Origin of the sequence: Noviherbaspirillum humi (genome assembly GCF_900188095.1) — a bacterium.
Lineage (GTDB): Bacteria > Pseudomonadota > Gammaproteobacteria > Burkholderiales > Burkholderiaceae_D > Noviherbaspirillum > Noviherbaspirillum humi.
This window is the reverse complement of the sequence record NZ_FZOT01000004.1, coordinates 99,262-118,925: the sequence shown is the minus strand read 5'-3', so window position 1 is coordinate 118,925 and position 19,664 is coordinate 99,262. Positions and strand designations below refer to the sequence as shown.

The following is a 19,664-nucleotide window of genomic DNA, read 5'->3' as shown; positions in this document are numbered from 1 at the left end:
TGGCGGTTCGGCCGATCAGAGGATCTGGCGGACGTCGCTCAGGTTGACCGAGCCGCCGCCCGGAATATTCAGTTTCACGCCCTGGGCGCCGGTGGCGACGCTGTTGACGATGCCAAAGGACAGCGGCGTCGCCGACACCTTCGTTCCGCCGACCGATGCTGCCACCGTGAAGTTATAGGTGCCGTCGGGCGCCGCTGCACCGCTGTCGGTGGTGCCATCCCACTTCAGGGTTTGCGCGCCTGCGTCCTGGGCGCCGATGTCCATGCTGCGCACCACCTGGCCGTTCTGGTTCGTCACCGTCACCTGCACCTTGTCGGCCGCCGAGGCCAGTTCCACGCCGAACAGCGCCTGGCCGCTGGCAAGCGAGGTGCTGGCACCGGGCACCAGCACGCTGTGGCCGATCATCGATGCCGCCGACAGCGACTGGCTGGACTGGTAGCTGCTCTGCAGGGCCTGCAGCGTGGTGTTGAGCTTGTCGATGCCGGTCACGGTGGACAGCTGCGCCAGCTGGCTGGTGACCTGGGCATTGTCGAGCGGATTGAGCGGATCCTGGTTCTTCATCTGTGTCACCAGCAGGGTCATGAACCTGTCCTGGGCGGCGTCGGCCGTGCTTTGTGTGCCGGTGGACTTGGTGCCGTTCATCGTCGTCAGCAAGTCGTTCGACACGGTGCCAGTTGGTATGGTGGTCATTGGGCGCTTCCTTATTGTCCGATGCTCAGCGTCTTGAGCAGCATGGTCTTGGCGGCGTTCATGGTCTCGACGTTGGTCTGGTAGGAGCGGGAGGCGGAAATCATGTTCACCATTTCCTCCACCATGTTCACGTTGGGCATGGCGACATAGCCTTTTTCATCCGCCTGGGGATGCTTCGGGTCGTAAACCATTTTCGGCGGATTCTTGTCTTCCACCACCTGCGCCACCTTGACGCCGCTGGCTTCCGGCCCGCCCACCTGGACGGCGGAGAACACCACCTGCTTCGGACGATACGGCTCGCCGGTGGCGCTGGTGGTGCTGTCCGCGTTGGCGATATTGCTGGCGACGACGTTCAGCCGGTGCCCCTGGGCGCTCATGGCGGAACCGGCAACGTTGAAGATATTGAAGAGCGACATGATGATTACCCCTGGATGGCGGCGAGCAGGTTCTTGATCTGGGCGCCGATCAGCGTCACGCTGGCTTCGTAGCGCAAGGCGTTGTCGGCGAACTGGTTGCGTTCCACATCCATGTCGACAGAGTTGCCGTCGATGTTGTTTTGCTGCCCGGTCCGGTACTGCACATCGGCGCCGCCGCTGGTCGCAGTCGCGCTGCCGGCTGGGATGTGGCTCGCCTGGGTACGGGCCAGCTGCGCGGGGCCGGCCGTGCCGGGAGCGCGCGCCAGCGCCTGGCCAAGCGCGGCGTTGAAGTCGACGTCGCGCGCCTTGTAGTTCGGCGTATCGGCGTTGGCGATGTTCGACGCCAGCAATTGCTGGCGCTGGGCTCGCAGGGAGAGCGCGGTTTCATGGAAGCGCAAGGCTTCGTCGAGTTTTCCGATCATGGCGGGCTCCGGGCTTACCGGCTGAAGGTCGCTCAAGAAACCGACATTCGGGCCGATAAAGGATTAATGTAGGCTTGATAATAAGGAGCCCAACCCGCCAGCCATCAGTCGATAAGCGTCCCAAACAACCGCTTTTTCCCGGCTTTGCCCTCGCGCGCGGACGGTAGCATTCGTCTCCATGAGAATCCCAGTCCGTCTGCTGCCCGCACTTGCGCTGCTTGCCGCCCCGTTCGCCGGCGCGCAAACCGCACCCGCGCGCCAGGATCCGGCCATGCTGCGCCAGGTGGTGGAGCAATTCCTGACGACGCAATCCGCCGGCCTGCCCGGCGAGGTATCCATCAGCGTGACGCCGGTGGACCCGCGCCTGAACCTGGCGGCCTGCGTTGCGCTGGAGCCGTTCCTGCCGGCCGGCAGCCGCGTGTGGGGCAAGACCACGGTCGGCGTGCGCTGCAGCGTGCCGGCGCCCTGGACGGTGTATGTGTCGGCCATGGTGCAGGTCAACGGCCAGTACGTGGCCAGCGCCGCGCCTCTCGCCCAGGGACAGACGGTGCAGAAAGCCGACTTGACGATGATGAAAGGCGACCTCACCGCCCTGCCCGCCGGCATCCTGACCGACGCCAACCAGGCGGTGGGCCGCACGGTGGTCGCCTCCCTCAAGGCCGGAACGCCGCTGCGCCAGGACGCGCTACGCGCCCAGCAGGCGATCCAGCAGGGGCAGGTGGTTCGGGTGGTGTCCGGCGGCGCAGGCTTCAAGGTGTCTGCCGAGGCGAAAGCCTTGGGCAATGCGGCAGATGGCCAGACGGTGCAAGCCCGCACCCAGGCCGGCCAGGTAGTCAGCGGCACGGCCCGAATGGGCGGCATCGTCGAGGTTGGCTATTGACAACCCGACAACGAAAATATTTGTGTTATCTCAACAGCCGAGCGCTAAAGTTTTTGGTGAACCTGTCGTTAAAAAGATTGACTAAGGGCATTGTGCCTTCCGACACAAGGATAACGCCGTGAAAATTGACGACTCCATTAAAAAAGCTGCCGGTCTCCCCGTGGGAGCCGCCGGCACCGCTCAGGCACGCTCCGCGCGTGGTGCCGACAAGACCGGTGCCGTTTCCAACATCCCGGCCAGCAAGGAAAACGTCAGCCTGTCGGAAGAAGCCAAGGCGCTTTCCGGCAACAGCGGCGTATTCGATGCGGCCAAAGTGGAACAGATCAAGGCAGCCATCGCCGACGGCACGTTCAAGGTCGATCCGGAAAAGATCGCCAATGGACTGCTGGATTCGGCGGCCGATCTGGTCCGCGCCTCCCGCAAATAAGCCTCGATGACACCACAGACCTCCAGCCTCGACCACACTCTCACCCAGGAACTCGCCGCCGCCACGCGCCTGCAGCAGGTGCTTCAGCAGGAGCAGGAATTGCTGATCGGCGCCGACATCGGCGCGCTGGAGGCGGTCACCGCCGACAAGAACAAGCTGGTGGCGGAACTCACCGACCTGGCGCTGCAGCGGCAGCGCCACATGACCTCCGCCGGCATCGCGCAAGACGCTGTCGGCATCCAGGCCTGGCTCTCCACTGCTTCTCCCGCAACGGCCAAACTCTGGACCGACCTGCTCGACACAGCCCGCGCCTCCCAGTCGCTCAACCGCACCAATGGCATGCTGATCACGCAGCATCAGAACCGCAACCAATCCGCGCTGAATGTGCTGCGCGGCGCGAGCAATTCCGCCGGCGGCTTGTATGGGCCGGATGGGCAGAAGGCGGTGGGTGGGGGTAAGCGGGGGTTGGTGGTGGGATGATCGTCTCACCCGCCTGCTTTGAAATATAGGGGCAAGGATCGCCTTAAAAGCTCACATGCAAATCGACAACCGGTGATATCGTTCCTTGGTTGAAGTTCGGAACGGCTTGATTGAAAGGCTGAACAATACCTGACAATCACCTTCGTCAAACCGGACAACTGTCAGATCAGATCACGCTTACACCAAGTTATTTTTTACGCCCTCGGCCTTGCTGTGTTCGCTGGTTTGCGGAAGCCGCAGGTGGATAGGGTTTGATAACTTCCCAAAAAAAAGTGTTGTCTGCCGGTTGCCAATAAAGAAGATAGTTGTTTTCCGGCCCCGTCCCATTCGGCAAAAGCACAGCATCGCCCGCTAAGGTGGTTGACACAACAGTAAAGACACTGTTGCCGTCACGAGGGTCAATCACTGGTGTTCCTGAATCTCCCAACTCCACATGTTTTTTACGGTCATTACTCTTGAAAGTGTTTCCGTCAAAAACCAAGCGCTGAAAATACTTGATTCGCTCTGCATCGGTCATTGCCAAAAGATTGGCAGGAGGCGCTTTTGTGCCGAGCAGCTTTCGTACAGGGCTCGATTCAAGATAAATTTTTTCCGCATACATGTCGGAATAATCTGAATCAACCAACACTGCGCAGTCAATGAGTGGCTTTCCATCATGACCAGTATTTATAAATATTTTAGAAAGTACAGTGATTTTGCCTTCAGACTGAAGTTTTTTAAGTCTTTTGTATTGTTCAGCCAAGCTTAGGGACTGAATTCCCAAAAAAGCGGAAAGGACGTGGAACGCCGTGTAGACGCCACCGGTTCCCACCGCTCCTGAACCAAATAGCGAATCGGTAGTGCTCTGCAGTCTGATAGCTGCTTGGGCAATAAGCGGCTCTTTGACGAGAATTGCATTATTGATCCCCAATGCAACTTTTGGGAAAATTTCAGTGCCCGATATGTTCGACGAGTTTGCTACGCCACTCTGTATAACAATATTTGCCAATTTACATTCCTCACAAAAAGTATTGTCTCTTACAAATTAGAATCCAAAGAAAGTGAAATCGCTTTGATCCCTAATAGTGCTGATCTTTGAAACAATCAGGGTGTTTTAAGATGCATCCGGAGTAACCCAAGATTTATAAAGCTAAAATCTCTAGCGTACTGCTGAACGAAATCTGGATTTCTATTCTGTGCATGTTTTTCACTCCATCTGCATTTAAAAATATTTTTACAACATTCAACACTTCTGATTCCTTGAGCTTGCAAGCTTTATACCATTTGCTGACAGCATTAATATGAAGGCGATTCCGGCTCATATGCATCTAAACGATTTCAGATTGACTTGGAAGCTACTGTGGATTGAGGACTTGAAAGGAGAAAAAAAGCAGGTGGAATTGCCAAAGCCTATAGTTAGGCTAGGGCTAAAGTGCGCTGGTGTCAGGGCTGAGCTTAGGCTCGATACCAATTGGGGTTGATTCGAAGCGCTCGAAACAACAAGACGGTTTTAATATTAAATCAGGCCCAAATGACGACAAACATCCTTTTGTGCATTGGGACTGAGCAACCTGAATCAACTACCCTGGCTAAGGCTTATTCGAAGCGCTCACCGACACCTCAGTCACCGCCTCCGGCAGATTGGAAAGAATCATCACAGCGACACGCCTGTTGCGCAACCTGCCCTCGGGCAGACTGTTATCCGCCACTGGCCGGGTGGACCCATAGCCCACTGCCGTCAGCCGCTCTTCGGCGACACCGCTGTCAACGAATAGGCGCACCACGCTGCCCGCGCGGAAGGCGGAAAGCTCCCAGTTGGAGGGAAAGACGGCGTTGCTGATGGGCAGGCTGTCGGTATGGCCCTGGATCTGGATCTGGTGGTTGTCGTCCTTGAGCACTTGAGCGACAGCACGCAGCGCTTGCGTAGAGTCGTCGGCGAGTCGCGCGTCGCCGGGGCGGAACAGGATGGCGGCGTTAATCTCCAAAGTGACGCCGCGCTCCCCCTGCGTCACCTTTACCTTCCCTTCCGCAAGCAGCGGCGCCATCGCCTCCATCAGGTCGCGGGCGATGCCGGTGAGTTTTTCCCGCTCCTTGTTGAGCGCGGCCTGGTCAGGCCGTTTTTTCGGCGCGCCGAGCGGACGCGGCAGGCCGGTGACAGCAGGCGGAGTTTCCGGCGTAACAGAAACCGGTGTCGTGCCGAACGCGGTGGTGATCGCATTCGAAAGCTGGCGCATCTTGGCTTCGTTGACGCTGGAGTAGGCGTAGAGCACGACGAAGAAGGCGAACAGAAGCGTGATGAAGTCGGCGTAGGAGACCAGCCAGCGCTCGCGGTTCTCTTCTTCCTCGATAATGGGCTTGCGCCGGCTCATGAATGATGATCAGCGGTAGGCGGTGAGCTGTTCTTCGAGAACGTTGGCATTCGCGCCCTCGGCAATGGGGCAGAAGGCGTCGGCCAGCATTTCCATGCGCGCGACTTCATCCGAGATGAGGGTTTTCAGCTTGCTGCCGATCGGCAGGAACAGCAGGTTGGCGAAGCCAACGCCGTAGATGGTGGCCACGAAGGCGACCGCGATGCCGGGGCCGAGCGTGCCGGGGTCGGACAGGCGCTCCATCACGTGGATGAGGCCGAGCACCGCACCGAGGATGCCGATGGTGGGCGAATAGCCGCCGGCGGCATCCCAGATGCGCGCCGCCTGGCGCTGCCGCCTCTCGTAGGTATTGATCTCCACATCCATGATGCTGCGCAGGGTGGCGACATCGACGCCATCGACCGCAAGCCGCAAGCCCTTCGCGGTGAAGGGGTCGCGGGCTTCCTTGAGCAGAGTTTCCAGCGTCAGCAAGCCTTCGCGGCGCGCCTTGCGGCCCCAGAACTGCATCTGCTGCATGAGCGCCGCCTGGTCGTGCCGCGGCGGCTGGAACACCCAGCGCGCCAGTCTTATTCCTTGGATGAAGCTCGTCATGCCGGATTGCAGCATCACCGCGCCGACGGTGCCGATGAAGACGATGCAGAAGGCGGCAGGCTGGACCAGCGCGCCGAAATGGCCGCCTTCGAGGCGGTGGCCGAGCAGGATGCCGGCCAGCGCGAGGACGATGCCGGCTAGGCTAGCCCAGTCCACGCCTTTTCCTTGAGCTTGGAACGCAGGCGGGCAATAGCCTGGCTATGCAGCTGGCTGACGCGTGATTCGGAGACGCCCATGACGGCGCCGATCTCCTTCAGGTTGAGCTCCTGGTCGTAGTACAGGCTCATGAGGATTTTCTCGCGCTCCGGCAGCGCCTCGATGGCTTGTATCACCGCCTGGCGGAAGCCGGTGTTCATGAGCGCCTGCAGCGGATCCGAACTCTCGTCGACGCAGTAGCGGTCGAGGAAGTGCTCGCTGTTGTCCTCGTCCTGGAAATCTTCGTAATACACCAGCTGGTGGCCGCCGCCGTCGCCCAGCAGTTCCTGGTACTCCTCGATCGACATCTGCAGTTCCTTGGCGATCTCGGTTTCCTTCGGCGGGCGGCCGAGCTTGTGCTGCAGATTGCTGATCGCCGTTTCAACCTTGCGCATGCTCTGACGGACGCCGCGCGGCATCCAGTCGTTGCTGCGCAGTTCATCCAGCATGGCGCCGCGAATGCGCTGCACCGCATAGGTTTCGAATTGCGCGCCGTGCGTGTCCTCGTAGCGGTTCACCGCGTCGAGCAGGCCCATCATGCCGGCCTGAATCAGGTCGTCCACTTCCACGCTGGGCGGGAGCTTGGCCTTCATCTGGTGCGCGAGCTTCTTCACCAGTGCTGAATGTTCCGCCAGCAGCTGATTCTTGTCGGTCTTGTCTTTTTTCCCGTGGACGTTGTACATAAATTAATAACGGACGCCGGATCCATTCGCAGATATAGCATGTAATCCTCCCTGATGCACGTCTGGAACTTGGAATTTGTCCGCCAGGCGACGGAAAGCGACAGCCGCGCCCGCCATCGGGAAAGCGTCGACTACGCTGCGCCCGAGGCGTGCTGCGCGACCGACATGATCATCGGCCGGCACATGGCCGAGCAATTGCAGATCGACGCACAGATAGCGACTTGCGGCCTTGGCCATGTTTTGGAAAATCGCACGTGCCTCGCTTTCAGCGGCGCCGGTCACGACGATGGAAAAGCGACGGCCGCTGCCCGTTGCCGCCTGGGCGCACAGGCGCTTGATGATGGCATAGGCGCCGGTGATCGAATCGGCCCGGGTCGATACCTGCACCACCAGTTCGCCGCCGGCCAATGCGGGCAAGGGCAATTCATCTTCCCTGCTCAATTCGGCATCGACCGCGACGATATCGGCACGGCCGGCCAGCAGGCGGAAAGCCTGGTCCATGCGCTTGACCAGCTCGGCGGGCACCGCGGGCTGCTGGGGACCGCGCTGCATGGCGCCGACGCCGAAGCCTTGCGGCATTCGGGTAACCATTTCATCCAGCGCCCGCTCCTGCCGCGCCACCTGCTGCAACGTGGCGCCGCGTGCGGCATCCATGCGGCTGGCAATGCCCTGGCCGCCGCCGCGTGCATCGAACAGCATCACATCGCTGCCGCCGCGCGCCAGCGACGCGCCGAGATTGATCAGCATCGACGCCTTTTCTTCGGCGCCGGCGGCGGAGAGGAAGGTGAACACGCGCGGCTTCGGGCCGCCGAGCATGCGGCGCAGGCCCTCGGCCTGGTCGACATGGAAACTAGCCAAAGCTCACCTCGCGCAGGCTCTTGTCATGCATGGCACGGGCGGCGTTGGCTACCACCAGCGGCAACTCGTCATCGTTCAACTGGAACGGCGCGGACTCGCGCTTGAACTTGAAGGCGCGATCCACCAGGTAGTTGGGATTAGCCACATGCAGGTCTTCCGGCACGCGCTGGCCGTTCGCCACGTAATACAGGCTCAGCTTCTGGCGGATCGCGACGTCGAGCGCGCTGCCGATGGTCGCAGCTTCGTCCAGCTTGGTGATGATGCAACCGGCCAGGCCGTCGCCCTTGTACGAGCGCACCACTTCATTGAGGGTTTCGCCGGTGGCGGTGGCCGACATGCACAGCAGACGCTTCACCTTGGTGCCGGCGCCGGACAGCATCGCGATCTGCTCGGCGACCATCTTGTCCCGCTGGCTCATGCCGACGGTGTCGATCAGCACGGTGTGCTTGTTCTTCAGTTCTTCCAGGGCGATGCGCAGATCTGTCTCGTCCTTCACCGAATGCACCATCACGCCGAGGATCTTGCCGTAGATGCGCAGCTGCTCGTAGCCGCCGATACGATAGCCGTCGGTGGTGATCAGCGCCAGCTTGCCGGCGCCATGCCGCATGACGCAGCGTGCCGCCAGCTTGGCGGTGGTGGTGGTCTTGCCGACGCCGGTCGGACCGACCAGGGCGTACACGCCGCCGTTCTCGAGCAATTCGGTTTCATTGCCGACGGTGGCCAGGTTGCGTGCCAGGATGGAGCGGATCCAGTTCATCGCCGTCTCGCCGGTTTCGCCGCTAGGCAGCTTTTCGATCAAGTAACGGGCCAGGCTGGCGCTGAAGCCGGCAGCCAGCATCTCGCGCAGCACCACCGCCCGGGCCGGCTCTCGCTGCTGCTGGCCGTTCCAGGCGATTTCCGCCAGCTGCGACTCCAGCATGCCGCGCATGGAGCGAATCTCGGCCATGAGTTCCGCCACGTCGGGACCGGCGCCGCTGGCTGCATGCGGCGCAGACGGCGCCGGCACGCGCGCCGCATGCAGCGCCTCGGCCAGGCCCGATGCCTGGTCGGCTTCCTGCAGGCTCGCCGGGGCGCTGAATGCGGTACGCACCACTGGCGACAGCGCCGGCTTCTCCATCGACGGTTCGGCCAGCGAGGACATGTCGTCCGCAGCCAGCGCGAGAATCTCGATGACGCCGTTCGCACTGCGGTTGGAGAGGATGACGGCATCCTGACCGAGGGTATCGCGGACCATGCGCAGCGCTTCGCGCGAGGTAGGGGCGGTGAATTTCTTGACGTTCATGCTTGGCCTCCAACAAGGCTCGTGACTTTAATGGTTTTCGAATCGGGCAGTTCCGCATGCGACAGCACCTTCAGCTGCGGCAGGGAACGGCGCAGGAAGCGGGACAACAGCGCGCGCAGCGGGGCCGGCACCAGCAGCACCGGGGTCAGGCCCATCTGTTCCTGCTGGCGCACCGCCTGCTCGGCGCGCATGACGATGGTGTCGGCCAGGCCGGGCTCGATGCCGGCGCCGTCCGGGCCGCTGGCGTTCATCGCCTGCATCAGGATGCGTTCCAGGTTGCGGTCCAGCGTCATCACCGACAGCTCGTTCGTGCCGGGGAAGATCTGTTGAACGATGGCGCGGCCGAGGGCGACGCGCACCAGGGCGGTCAGCTCGTTCGGGTCCTGCTGATGCGGCGCATACTCCGACAGGCACTCGATGATGGTGCGCATGTCGCGGATGTGGACGCCTTCCGACAGCAGGTTCTGCAACACTTTCTGCAGCGAGGACAACGGCAGCAGCTTCGGCACCAGGTCTTCCACCAGCTTCGGCGCTTCCTTGCCGAGGTGATCGAGCAGTTGCTGCACTTCCTGGCGGCCGAGCAGGTCGGCGGCGTTGCTGGTGATCAGGTGGTTCAGATGGGTGGCGATCACGGTGCCGGCATCGACCACGGTATAGCCCATGGCCTGCGCCTGGTCGCGCATGGCCGCATCGATCCATACCGCCGGCAGGCCGAAGGCGGGGTCGGTGGTCGGCACGCCGGGCAGCTGGCCGTTGACCACGCCCGGATTGATGGCGAGGAAATGGCCCGGCATGGCTTCGCCGCTGCCGACCTCGACGCCCTTGAGGATGATGCGGTAGGCCGCCGGACGGAGTTCCAGGTTGTCGCGGATATGCACCGCCGGCGACAGGAAGCCCACCTCCTGCGCGAATTTCTTGCGGATGCCCTTGATGCGGCGGAGCAGTTCGCCATCCTGGCTCTTGTCCACCAGCGGGATCAGGCGGTAGCCGACTTCCAGGCCGAGGGTGTCCACCGGAAGCACGTCCTGCCAGGTGGCCTCTTCCACTTCCGGCGCGGCGACGGCGGCCGCCGGCTCCTTCGCCGGAGCGGCCTGCTGCTGCTTCTGGCGCTTGGCCAGCAAATAGGCGCTGCCGCCGAGCGCGCCGGCCAGCAGCACGAAGGCTATATGCGGCATGCCGGGGATGATGCCCATGCCGCCGATGATGCCGGCGGTGATCGACAGCACCTGCGGCTTGGCCAGCAGCTGGTTGATCAGCTGGCCGCCGATGTCCTGTTCGCTGGCCACGCGCGACACCACCACGCCGGCGGCGATGGAGATGATCAGCGATGGGATCTGCGCCACCAGGCCGTCGCCGATGGCCAGCAGGGTGTAGTTCTTCAGCGCGCCGCCGAAGTCGAGATCGTGCTGGATCATGCCGACGATCAGGCCGCCGACGATGTTGATCACCGTGACCATGATGCCGGCCACTGCGTCGCCGCGCACGTATTTGCTGGCACCGTCCATGGCGCCGTAGAACTCGGCTTCCTGGGCCACTTCGGTGCGGCGGCGGCGGGCATCCTGTTCGCCGATCAGGCCGGCGTTCAGGTCGGCGTCGATCGCCATCTGCTTGCCGGGCATCGCATCCAGGGCAAAGCGCGCGCCGACTTCGGCGATGCGGCCGGCGCCCTTGGTGACCACGGTGAAGTTGATGATGGTGAGAATGATGAACACCACGATGCCGACGGTGTAGTTGCCGCCGATGAGGAAGTGGCCGAAGGCTTCGATCACCTTGCCGGCCGCGTCCGGGCCGGTGTGGCCCTCGGTCAGCACCACGCGGGTGGAGGCGACGTTGAGCGACAGGCGCAGCATGGTCGAGACCAGCAGCACCGTCGGGAACACCATGAAGTCCAGCGGCTTGACGGTGTAAAGGCTGGTGAGCAGCACGATCACCGACAGCGCGATGTTGAAGCTGAACAGGATGTCGAGCGCGAACGCCGGCAGCGGCAGGATCATCATGCCGAGCATCATGACGATCAGGATTGGCGCCGCCAGCGCCTTGCTGTTGACGCCGTTGATCCAGGCGGGAAGTCGGAGGCTGTTCATTGCATCGATCCAGTATCAGTCCTGGACGCCGGATTGAACGGGTCCATCGCGGCCGGCACCTCGAGGTCCACCGGCGCCTGCGGCTGCAGGCCGCCATGCTGCTTGTAGGCGCGCAGCTGGAACACGTAGGCCAGCACTTCGGCGACCGCGGTGTACAGGCTGGAGGGGATCTCGTCGCCGAGCTCGGTATGCTTGTGCAGCGCGCGGGCCAGCGGCGGCGCTTCCAGCAGCGGCACGCCGGACTCCGCGGCGAGTTCGCGGATCTTGGCGGCGACTTCATCGGTGCCCTTGGCCACGACCTTCGGCGCGCGCATCGCGCCTTCGCTGTATTTCAGGGCCACGGCGAAGTGGGTCGGGTTGGTCACCACCACGTCGGCCTTGGGCACCTCGGCCATCATGCGGCGGCGGGCCATCTGGCGCTGCATGGCGCGGATCTTCGCCTTGATGTGCGGATCGCCTTCGGACTCCTTGGCTTCCTGCTTGACCTCTTCCTTGGTCATCTTCAGCTTGTTGTTGTACTGCCAGAGCTGGAAGGGGACATCGATCGCCGCGATGAAGGCGAGACAGGCAGCCATGATCATGAAATCCTTGAACAACAGGCCGGCCATGTGGGCGCCGCCGCGCTGCAGCGGCTCCAGACCGAGCGCCATCATGACGTCGAACTGGCGCGAGATGACCAGCCACGCCACGACGGCCACCAGCAGCGCCTTGGCGATGGCCTTGAGCAGCTCGACGGCGGAATGGGTGGAGACCAGGTTGCCGAGGCCGCTCAGGGGATTCAGGCGATTGAAATTCGGGGCCAGTGCCTCGGTGCTGAAGACCAGGCCGCCGATGACCAGGGGCGAGGCGATGGCAACCAGGAGCAGGAGGCCGGCCAGCGGCGCGAAGGCCATCAGCACGTCGATCAGGCGATCGGCCAGGCGCACCAGCAGCAGGTCCATGTCGAAGGCGCGGGCGCGCTCGAAGGCCATGCCGTCCGCAAGCAGCCGGCTCATCGCGTTCATGATGCCGTCGCCGCTCATCCAGAGGCCGGCGCCGGCGGCGAGCAACAGGGTGCAGGTGCCGAGCTCGCGCGACCGGGGCACGTCGCCGCTCTGGCGGGCTTGTTCAAGCCGCCGCGGTGACGCTGATTCGGTTTTTTCGAGGTCGCTGTCTTCGGCCATCGCCGACTCCTGTTGCCGTCCCCTTGCCGACATGGCGCAGTGGGGACCAATCAGGAGTGATTATTTCCGACAGGACACTTTTACGATCGAGGGAAAAAGGCAGGAAAGCACCCCCTATTCCCTGATGCCAGAATAGCCAAGCTTGTTGACAAAGCGGCCAGGGGCAAAACGACGGCCGAAAGTGACTCCTCGATGCCGCTTCGTTCAAGCTTTCCTTCGGTTTCCGGGCCGGCATCTTGCAGACCGGTCAGGCGACTGCGCAGAGGAATGAAGACGGTCGGCGCAACCGCCAGCGCTTTTCGCCGGAAAGCCGATATCAGTTGAACTTGATGCTCTGGGCCCAGGCCAATGCGGAGATATGCGCTTGATTGATCTGGCGTGGCGCGATGCACAGCGCGTCGGCCCGCTCGCGGGCGAGTCGCTCATCCTGCTCACAGGCTTCCGCCAGCGCGAGGAAGGGGCCGTAAATGCCGGTGCGCGACAGCAGCGCCTCGCCGATGGGCTGCGCCAGATCGATCTGTTGCAGCAGCGTGGCCATCGGCACGCCGAGCATGCGGTCCAGCAGCGAAAACATGCCGGCGACGAACAGGTTTTCACCTTCGCTCTTCGGCAGCATTTCGCGTCCCAGCAATTCGACGAAGCGGCCGCGAATGACGGCGGTCTGCAGCACCGCCGGCGAAAGGGATTTTCCGCCGGCGCTGGCGAGCAGAACGGACAGCCAGCGGTACAGCGATGCATAGCCGAGCAGGCTGACGGCGTGGCGCAGGGATTGAATCTCGCAGCCGAGGCCGAAGCCGGCCGAATTGATATACCGCAGCAGCTTGAAGGCCAGCGCCGCATCGCGCTTGAGCACCGCTTCCAGCTTGTTCGGTTCGGCGTTCTTGCGCACCATGTCCATCAACTGAAGGATCATGCGCTGCGCGGGGTTGAGCGGTTCGGCCTTGGCGTCCGGCCGCTGCTGGAGATGCAGCGCGCCGGGGAATATCGCGAGGTCGAGGCGCGCGCAGGCATCGAAGTGCATCCAGTCGACGATGCCGCGCGCCACCAGCCGCGTCGAGCTTGAGCCGAGCGACTGGAACCGGGCCAGCTGAAACTCGAAATCTTCGGCATCCACCGACAGCTCGACATGGCTGAAGAATGCCAGCGTAGCCTTGTCCATGCCTTCCAGGCCGCCGCCGCGCAGGGAAATGCCGCACCCGGCCTCACGCAATTGCTTCAGCGCGGCAACCGCCTGCGCATCCTGCAAGTCGGCGGCATGCACGGCGAGCACCGTGCCTCGTACGGGCAAGCCTTCAAAAGCGCCCAGCTTGAGCAGGGAGCGCACTGCCGGCACGAAAAGCAGCTGGCCATCCAGCAGCGAGTCGATCGGCGCCGGCGCCGCATCGACATGGCCGGCGAACAATTCGAGCAGGCTCATGGCTTCCGAATCCACCGGACGCGCAGTGCCGGCGCCGCGGCGCGGCAGCAGCTCGTAGCCGAGCACGTTTTCCTGCTTGTCGAGCAGCGGTTCGCGGATGAGCACCGGAAGTTCTTGCATGGGACTATGCCTCCGGAAAGAGAGCGGCGGACAAACCGAACGCCAGCCCGCCGTATGGAATCAGAAACCCAGGCTTTCCAGCAGATCGTCGACCTGCCCCTGGCTGGAGACGACATCGCTGTTGCCAGCCGGGTTGATCTGGGGGCCGTTGAGGAGGCCGTTGGCGGCTTCGCGCCTCTGCTCCGCCGGCGTGTAGTCAATCAGCAGCTGCAGCAGCTGCTGCTCCAATCCTTGCGCCAGCTCCGTCACCTTGCGGATGACCTGGCCGGTCAGGTCCTGGAAATCCTGCGCCATCATGATGTCGAGCAGATGCTGCCGGGTGGCGCCCGCGTCGCTGCGGGTCTGGTTGACATAGGCGAGCGTGGCGCTGGCCAGCTGCCTGTAGCGCTCCTCGCTGAAAGGCTGCTGCATCGCCTCCTGCCAGCCGCTTTCGAGCGCATCGGCGCCGGCGCCGACGCGTTCCTGCAGCGGCGATGCCAGTTCGGTGGCGGTAAGCACCCGCTGGGCGGCCTGCTCGGTCATGCGCGCCACATAGTCGAGGCGGTCACGCGCATCGGGGATGTCGTGGGCGGCCTGCGCCAGCAGCTTGTCGAAGCCGAGCCCGCGCAGGTTGTCATGCAGGCTGCGGGTCATCTGGCCGATTCGGGCCAGCATGTCGTCCTGGTGTTCCAGGCTGTCGCTCGCCGACGGCGCCGCGGTTTCCGGCGCCCCGGGGATTGCTGCAGGATTCAAGCTCAGGCTCCAACCTTTTCCAGCTTTTCGAAGATCTTGCTCAGCTTCTCGTCGAGCGTGGCGGCGGTGAAGGGCTTGACCACATAGCCATTGGCGCCGGCCTGGGCGGCGGCAATGATGTTTTCCTTCTTCGCCTCGGCCGTCACCATCAGCACCGGCAGCTTGGACAATGCCGCATCGGCGCGGATCTGCTGCAGCATGGTCAGCCCATCCATCACCGGCATGTTCCAGTCGGAGATGACGAAGTCGAACTGCTCGCTGCGCAGCTTTTGCAGCGCCATCGAACCGTCTTCCGCTTCGTCGACGTTCGTGTAGCCAAGCTCCTTGAGCAGGTTGCGGACGATGCGCCGCATCGTCGAGAAATCGTCCACCACCAGGAATTTCGTGTTCGGGTTAGCCATGTAATGCTCCAGTTTGCTTCAATTGTGATAACCGCCCTGCTCCCTCTGCAGCCGTTCGGGCCGAATTCCGGAAGTTTTTGCGCTTCCCGATATTATGCACATTGCGAATTTCAATGCCACAAGGAAACACAATAAATCGCAGGCTTTTTCAAAGTCTTGTTGCTTCTGCCGCCGGACGGTGAATCCGTTGGCAACTTTTTCGGCCGCCTCCTACTGGCGGCGACGCCGATCCGTCAGACGCGCAAGGCGCGGCTGCCATGGGTGTGCAGGTAGTCCAGCACCATCTTCGGCAGCTTCTCCAGGGCGCCGACTTCATGCGTGGCGCCAACGGCAATCGCTTCGCGCGGCATGCCGAACACCACGCAGGATGCTTCGTCCTGGGCGAAGTTATAGGTGCCCGCTTGGCGCATGTTGAGCATGCCCTGCGCGCCGTCCTTTCCCATGCCGGTGAGGATGACGCCCACCGCATTCTTGCCCGCGCATTCGGCGGCGGAGTTGAACAGCACATCCACCGAGGGGCGATGCCGGTTGACCGGCGGCCCCTGGTCGAGCTTGGTGACATAGTTGGCGCCGCTGCGCGCCAGCAGCAGGTGGGAGTGGCCGGGCGCGATGAAGGCATGGCCCGGCAGGATGCGCTCGCCGCCGGCGGCTTCATTCACCGAGATGCGGCACAGGCTGTCGAGCCGCTTGGCGAAGGAGCGCGTGAATCCTTCCGGCATGTGCTGGGTGATCAGAATGCCCGGGCAGTCCGACGGCATCTGCAGCAGGAAATCCTTGATCGCCTCGGTGCCGCCGGTGGAAGCGCCGATGATGATCAGCTTCTCGCTGCTGATGAGCGGATTGCGCATGCTCGGCAGCTCAGCGCTGCCGGCGGCGGCGCCCTGGGGCGGCGCGATGCGGCGCGGCGTGATGCGGGCACGGGCGGCGGTGCGCACCTTGTCGGCGATCATTTCGCCGTATTCACGCATGCCGCTCTGGATGGATATCTTCGGCTTGGTAACGAAATCCACCGCCCCGAGTTCCAGCGCCCGCAGGGTGATCTCGGAGCCGCGCTCGGTGAGCGAGGACACCATGACGACCGGCATGGGCCGCAGCCGCATCAGCCGCTCGAGGAAGTCCAGGCCGTCCATGCGCGGCATTTCCACGTCCAGCGTCAGTACGTCGGGGTTGGTCTGCTTGATCAGGTCGCGCGCGGCGATCGGATCGGGGGCGACGCCTACCACCTCCATGTCCGGCTGATCGTTGATGATTTCACGCATGACGCTGCGAATCAGCGCCGAGTCGTCGACAATGAGAACCTTGATCTTCATCAGTACTGCCTTTGCTCCGGTTCCGTCAGAACAGGTCCACGCTGCCGGCGACCGGCGCCTGCTGCAGCCGGTTGGCGTAATCCTGTTCGCGGTTGACCAGCGTATTGTTGTTGAGTTGCTTGAGCTTCTTCACCAGCACCTTGCCGCTGCGCGGGAAGAAATAAACCTTGCGGGGATAGATATCGTTCAGGTCCTCGGCCAGGACGCGGATGTTTTCCGCGCGCAGATACTCGCGCACGAATTGCGCATTGCGCTCGCCGACGTTGATGGCGACGAAGCCGCGCAGCACATTGCCGCCGCCGAAGACTTTCGCCTCCAGGTTCTCCCGGCGGGCGCCGGCCTTCAGCAGGTCGTTGATCAATACCTCCATCGCATACGTGCCGTAGCGCATCGATGCCGACACCGGGCCGTCGCCATCGCCGCCTTCCGGCAGCATGAAGTGGTTCATGCCCCCGATGCCTGTGACGCGGTCGCGGATGCAGGCCGACACGCAGGATCCCAGCACCGTGACGATCATCATGTCCTTGCAGGTGTAGTAGTACTCGCCCGGCAGGATCTTGGCGGCGTCGCAATCGAAATTGCGGTCGTAGTAGATGTTGGTGGCAAACTGCTCGTGAAAGGCGTCATTCATAGCATCTTCTCCAGCTTGCCGGGATTGGCCGGACGTACCGGAGCGCCGCCCTGGTTCAGTTCATAGACCGTCTTGCCGCGCAGCTTGAAGGCATTCGACACATAGAGGAAATTCTCCGAGTGTCCGGCGAACAGCAGCGCGTCCGGCTTCATCAGCGGCGCAAAGCGCGACAGGATCTTGCCTTGCGTCGGCTTGTCGAAATAGATCATCACATTGCGGCAGAAGATGGCATCGAACGGGCCCTGCACCGGCCAACCGCCCTCCAGCAGATTCAGCTGCTTGAAGGTGATCAGCTGGCGCAATTCCGGCCGCACGCGAACCAGGCCTTCCTGCTCGCCCCGCCCCTTCAGGAAAAACTTCCTCAGGCGCTCCGGTTCCAGCTTCTCCACCCGTTCGAAGGGATAAACGCCGTGGGCAGCGGTATTGAGCACATTGGTATCGATGTCGGTGGCGATGATCTGCACCGGCGGTGTCAGGGAATTGAACGCCTCGCACAGCGTGATGGCGATCGAATACGGCTCCTCGCCGGTGGAACTGGCGGAGCACCACACCGTGAGCGGTCCGCCCTTCTTGCGGGCGTGTTCTGCGAGGATAGGGAAATGATGCGCCTCGCGGAAGAACGCGGTGAGATTGGTCGTCAGCGCGTTGGTGAACGCTTCCCACTCGGGGCTGTCGGCATGGCTCTCCAGCTGGTCCAGATACTGCTGGAAGGACCGGATGCCGGTGGCGCGGAGGCGCCGCGCCAGCCGGCTGTACACCATCTCCTGCTTGCTGTCGGCCAGGGCGATGCCGGCGCGGCGGTAAATCAGCGAGCGCACCCGTTCGAAGTCACGCGCGGTGAAATCGAATTCCTTGGTGCCTTCGTTTTTGACGGATGCGGGTCCGAGTGCCAAAACTATGCCTTTCTAAGTTGCTTCATGTGCGCAGTCCTGCGCCGCTGGTGCGGCCCTCGTCCTGGCAGCGGTAGCCGATGCGGAATCCGCCCCAGTGCCTGCCCTTGACGAAAATGGGCACTGACAGGTCATGCATGACCTCGCCGGTATCGCGCTTGTAGGTCTGCAGCAGGAAGGCGCGGGTATGCGAGCCGCAGCGCGACCCGGTGCGGTCGTCGAAGATCCGCTTGGTGCGGTTGTTCACCAGGTCGGTTTCATAATCGCCGGTCAGCGGGAGGGAAAATTTTGCATTATGGGTCGGGAAATAGCCGTTGTTGTCTACCGCGCCGGCGTAAGCCAGCTGCGGCATGGATTGCAGCAGACCTTCCTGGATCGCCGGCAGCACACGGTCGGTGAACGCATCGAAGCGGCTGCTGTGTTTCTGCGGATCGGTGTTCGGAATCGGCACATAGGTGCGGTCGAACAGCGCTTCCATGGTGATGTCCCCGCGCTCCGTCGCCTCCTCGAACACCTTGCCGATGTCCGCTGCCGCCTGCTGCGCGGCGCGTATCACGGCGTCGTGCGTGGTAGGCGCGCCCGAAGCGGCCAGCGCTTCGAACAGCGCCTCGCCCTTCTCCGACAACGCCATGGCGGAAGCGGCCGCCTGCGGCAGCTTTTCCTCGGTGGACAGCATGCCCTCGTGGATGCCCGCCATGGAACGCGCGGTGTCCCCGGCCGATTGCGCATGCTCGCGCGCCGCCGAAGCGATCTGCTGGATATTGGCTTCGGAATCGCTGGCGCGGGTCTCGATGGTGCCGAGAATGGCATGCACCCGCTCGACATAGCGGGAAGCTTCCGCCACCTTGCCGTTGAGCGCGCCCATGCCGGCCGCGGCGCGCTCTGCTTCTTCGTTGATTTCACGAACCATCACGCCGATATCCTGTGTGGCCGCGGTGGTCCGCTGCGCCAGCTGACGCACCTCGCCGGCGACGACGGCGAATCCGCGCCCATGCTCGCCCGCCCTGGCTGCTTCGATGGCGGCATTCAGCGCGAGAAGATTGGTCCGCGCGGCGATCTCATTGATGACCTCGGTGATGCCATGGATGCGCCGGGCCTTTTCCTGCAGTACCCGCATCAGTTCGGAAGACTGGCTGGCGTCGCCGCTCGCCTCCCGGATCTGCGTCAGGCTGCGGTCGATTTCCTCGCGACCGGCATGGCTTTGGCTGCGCACATCGGCGGCAACGTTGGCAGCGAGATCGGCATCCTCGGCGATCTGTCCCGTGGTGGCCGCTCCCTGCCTTGAACTGACGACGATTCCGGACGTGGTCTCCACATCTTTCGTGATCATCTTCTTGATCGAATCGACGAAGTGGGCGGTTTGCGCGGCGCCGATCATGACATGATCGATCTCGGTACCCATGATGGCAAACAGATCGTCGATCTGCCGCTGCCTGGCCCTGCCGGCGTACAGCAGCATGCCGGCAGTGACAACCGCTGCGGCGATCGCCGCGACGGCCGCCGGCACTTCAAAAAGCTTGCTGAACAGCGCCACCGGAACCACTGCGACAGCCACAGCCACCACGGCGCTCATCAGTTGTTGACGCTTGCGATTTTTCAAGAGTCGTCTCCTGAATTCGATCAATCAGTCAGCTGCATTACGCC

The 19,664-nt window shown here is 62.8% G+C and carries 21 protein-coding genes; 3 read left to right on the top strand and 18 right to left on the bottom strand.

Annotated features, from left to right (window positions below; translation table 11 throughout):
* Positions 1-15: 15 nt before the first annotated feature.
* From flgD to flgB, 3 genes are read right to left on the bottom strand one after another with little or no spacing between them, the layout of a single operon-like run.
* Positions 16-690 carry a flagellar hook assembly protein FlgD gene (gene flgD, locus CHB88_RS08905; RefSeq protein ID WP_089398970.1) on the bottom strand — a complete coding sequence of 225 codons (675 nt, stop codon included), beginning with the start codon at positions 688-690 and terminating at the stop codon, positions 16-18.
* A gap of 11 nt (positions 691-701) precedes the next feature.
* Complete coding sequence (flgC, locus tag CHB88_RS08900; RefSeq protein WP_089398969.1) at positions 702-1,106, bottom strand: flagellar basal body rod protein FlgC; 405 nt, start codon at positions 1,104-1,106, stop codon at positions 702-704.
* 5 nt (positions 1,107-1,111) lie between these two features.
* A complete protein-coding gene (gene flgB, locus CHB88_RS08895; RefSeq protein WP_089398968.1) occupies positions 1,112-1,528 on the bottom strand; it encodes a flagellar basal body rod protein FlgB in 417 nt (138 codons plus the stop codon).
* A 178-nt stretch (positions 1,529-1,706) separates the two neighbouring features.
* On the opposite strand from flgB, the gene flgA reads away from it, so the two are divergent.
* The 3 genes from flgA (at position 1,707) to CHB88_RS08880 (ending at position 3,315) form a co-directional block, all read left to right on the top strand.
* A complete protein-coding gene (flgA, locus tag CHB88_RS08890) occupies positions 1,707-2,408 on the top strand; it encodes a flagellar basal body P-ring formation chaperone FlgA (protein ID WP_089398967.1) in 702 nt (233 codons plus the stop codon).
* Positions 2,409-2,526: 118 nt separating this feature from the next.
* Positions 2,527-2,835, top strand: coding sequence for a flagellar biosynthesis anti-sigma factor FlgM (gene flgM / locus CHB88_RS08885; RefSeq protein WP_089398966.1), 309 nt, complete (start codon positions 2,527-2,529; stop codon positions 2,833-2,835).
* Positions 2,836-2,841: 6 nt separating this feature from the next.
* The gene (locus tag CHB88_RS08880) at positions 2,842-3,315 is read left to right on the top strand and encodes a flagella synthesis protein FlgN (RefSeq protein ID WP_089398965.1); all 474 of its coding nucleotides are present in this window, start codon (positions 2,842-2,844) and stop codon (positions 3,313-3,315) included.
* Between the two features lie 187 nt (positions 3,316-3,502).
* Here CHB88_RS08880 and CHB88_RS24370 read toward each other — a convergent pair whose 3' ends face one another.
* From CHB88_RS24370 to CHB88_RS08805, 15 genes are all read right to left on the bottom strand, one after another.
* Positions 3,503-4,303: a hypothetical protein gene (locus CHB88_RS24370; protein ID WP_143131192.1), complete on the bottom strand. Its 801-nt coding sequence runs from the start codon at positions 4,301-4,303 to the stop codon at positions 3,503-3,505.
* Positions 4,304-4,883: 580 nt separating this feature from the next.
* Entirely contained in the window at positions 4,884-5,663 is a 780-nt protein-coding gene (gene motD / locus CHB88_RS08870; RefSeq protein WP_089398963.1) for a flagellar motor protein MotD, read from the bottom strand.
* Positions 5,664-5,672: 9 nt separating this feature from the next.
* Complete coding sequence (locus CHB88_RS08865; RefSeq protein WP_089398962.1) at positions 5,673-6,410, bottom strand: flagellar motor protein; 738 nt, start codon at positions 6,408-6,410, stop codon at positions 5,673-5,675.
* Positions 6,392-7,132 carry an RNA polymerase sigma factor FliA gene (locus CHB88_RS08860; RefSeq protein ID WP_089398961.1) on the bottom strand — a complete coding sequence of 247 codons (741 nt, stop codon included), beginning with the start codon at positions 7,130-7,132 and terminating at the stop codon, positions 6,392-6,394. The genes CHB88_RS08865 and CHB88_RS08860 overlap by 19 nt, the downstream gene beginning before the upstream one ends.
* Before the next feature lie 3 nt (positions 7,133-7,135).
* Positions 7,136-7,990: a MinD/ParA family ATP-binding protein gene (locus CHB88_RS08855; RefSeq protein WP_089398960.1), complete on the bottom strand. Its 855-nt coding sequence runs from the start codon at positions 7,988-7,990 to the stop codon at positions 7,136-7,138.
* A complete protein-coding gene (gene flhF, locus CHB88_RS08850) occupies positions 7,983-9,272 on the bottom strand; it encodes a flagellar biosynthesis GTPase FlhF (RefSeq protein WP_089398959.1) in 1,290 nt (429 codons plus the stop codon). Before flhF ends, CHB88_RS08855 begins: the two co-directional genes overlap by 8 nt.
* Positions 9,269-11,356, bottom strand: coding sequence for a flagellar biosynthesis protein FlhA (gene flhA, locus CHB88_RS08845; protein WP_176442386.1), 2,088 nt, complete (start codon positions 11,354-11,356; stop codon positions 9,269-9,271). Before flhA ends, flhF begins: the two co-directional genes overlap by 4 nt.
* On the bottom strand, positions 11,353-12,519 hold the full coding sequence (gene flhB / locus CHB88_RS08840; RefSeq protein WP_089398957.1) for a flagellar biosynthesis protein FlhB: 1,167 nt from the start codon (positions 12,517-12,519) through the stop codon (positions 11,353-11,355). The genes flhA and flhB overlap by 4 nt, the downstream gene beginning before the upstream one ends.
* 316 nt (positions 12,520-12,835) lie before the next feature.
* Entirely contained in the window at positions 12,836-14,056 is a 1,221-nt protein-coding gene (locus CHB88_RS08835) for an EAL and HDOD domain-containing protein (RefSeq protein ID WP_089398956.1), read from the bottom strand.
* Positions 14,057-14,116: 60 nt separating this feature from the next.
* Entirely contained in the window at positions 14,117-14,710 is a 594-nt protein-coding gene (cheZ, locus tag CHB88_RS08830; RefSeq protein ID WP_089399153.1) for a protein phosphatase CheZ, read from the bottom strand.
* A gap of 80 nt (positions 14,711-14,790) precedes the next feature.
* Complete coding sequence (gene cheY / locus CHB88_RS08825; protein ID WP_089398955.1) at positions 14,791-15,189, bottom strand: chemotaxis response regulator CheY; 399 nt, start codon at positions 15,187-15,189, stop codon at positions 14,791-14,793.
* A gap of 233 nt (positions 15,190-15,422) precedes the next feature.
* Positions 15,423-16,499 (bottom strand): protein-glutamate methylesterase/protein-glutamine glutaminase, encoded by a 1,077-nt coding sequence (locus CHB88_RS08820; protein WP_089398954.1) that lies wholly within the window; start codon positions 16,497-16,499, stop codon positions 15,423-15,425.
* A 25-nt stretch (positions 16,500-16,524) separates the two neighbouring features.
* Complete coding sequence (gene cheD, locus CHB88_RS08815; RefSeq protein WP_089398953.1) at positions 16,525-17,130, bottom strand: chemoreceptor glutamine deamidase CheD; 606 nt, start codon at positions 17,128-17,130, stop codon at positions 16,525-16,527.
* A complete protein-coding gene (locus CHB88_RS08810; RefSeq protein WP_089398952.1) occupies positions 17,127-18,023 on the bottom strand; it encodes a CheR family methyltransferase in 897 nt (298 codons plus the stop codon). The genes cheD and CHB88_RS08810 overlap by 4 nt, the downstream gene beginning before the upstream one ends.
* A gap of 22 nt (positions 18,024-18,045) precedes the next feature.
* Positions 18,046-19,593 (bottom strand): methyl-accepting chemotaxis protein, encoded by a 1,548-nt coding sequence (locus CHB88_RS08805; RefSeq protein WP_089398951.1) that lies wholly within the window; start codon positions 19,591-19,593, stop codon positions 18,046-18,048.
* Between the last annotated feature and the right edge of the window lie 71 nt (positions 19,594-19,664).

Bases quoted from the DNA above. Each gene is read 5' to 3' on its own strand.
- motD (WP_089398963.1), bottom strand. From the start codon at position 5,663: ATGAGCCGGCGCAAGCCCATTATCGAGGAAGAAGAGAACCGCGAGCGC.
- CHB88_RS08880 (WP_089398965.1), top strand. From the start codon at position 2,842: ATGACACCACAGACCTCCAGCCTCGACCACACTCTCACCCAGGAACTC.
- flgC (WP_089398969.1), bottom strand. From the start codon at position 1,106: ATGTCGCTCTTCAATATCTTCAACGTTGCCGGTTCCGCCATGAGCGCC.
- CHB88_RS08805 (WP_089398951.1), bottom strand. From the start codon at position 19,593: ATGAGCGCCGTGGTGGCTGTGGCTGTCGCAGTGGTTCCGGTGGCGCTG.
- cheD (WP_089398953.1), bottom strand. From the start codon at position 17,130: ATGAATGACGCCTTTCACGAGCAGTTTGCCACCAACATCTACTACGAC.
- CHB88_RS08820 (WP_089398954.1), bottom strand. From the start codon at position 16,499: ATGAAGATCAAGGTTCTCATTGTCGACGACTCGGCGCTGATTCGCAGC.
- flgA (WP_089398967.1), top strand. From the start codon at position 1,707: ATGAGAATCCCAGTCCGTCTGCTGCCCGCACTTGCGCTGCTTGCCGCC.
- flhF (WP_089398959.1), bottom strand. From the start codon at position 9,272: ATGAACGTCAAGAAATTCACCGCCCCTACCTCGCGCGAAGCGCTGCGC.
- flgB (WP_089398968.1), bottom strand. From the start codon at position 1,528: ATGATCGGAAAACTCGACGAAGCCTTGCGCTTCCATGAAACCGCGCTC.
- cheY (WP_089398955.1), bottom strand. From the start codon at position 15,189: ATGGCTAACCCGAACACGAAATTCCTGGTGGTGGACGATTTCTCGACG.
- cheZ (WP_089399153.1), bottom strand. From the start codon at position 14,710: ATGCTGGCCCGAATCGGCCAGATGACCCGCAGCCTGCATGACAACCTG.
- flhB (WP_089398957.1), bottom strand. From the start codon at position 12,519: ATGGCCGAAGACAGCGACCTCGAAAAAACCGAATCAGCGTCACCGCGG.
- flgD (WP_089398970.1), bottom strand. From the start codon at position 690: ATGACCACCATACCAACTGGCACCGTGTCGAACGACTTGCTGACGACG.
- CHB88_RS08860 (WP_089398961.1), bottom strand. From the start codon at position 7,132: ATGTACAACGTCCACGGGAAAAAAGACAAGACCGACAAGAATCAGCTG.
- CHB88_RS08835 (WP_089398956.1), bottom strand. From the start codon at position 14,056: ATGCAAGAACTTCCGGTGCTCATCCGCGAACCGCTGCTCGACAAGCAG.
- flhA (WP_176442386.1), bottom strand. From the start codon at position 11,356: ATGAACAGCCTCCGACTTCCCGCCTGGATCAACGGCGTCAACAGCAAG.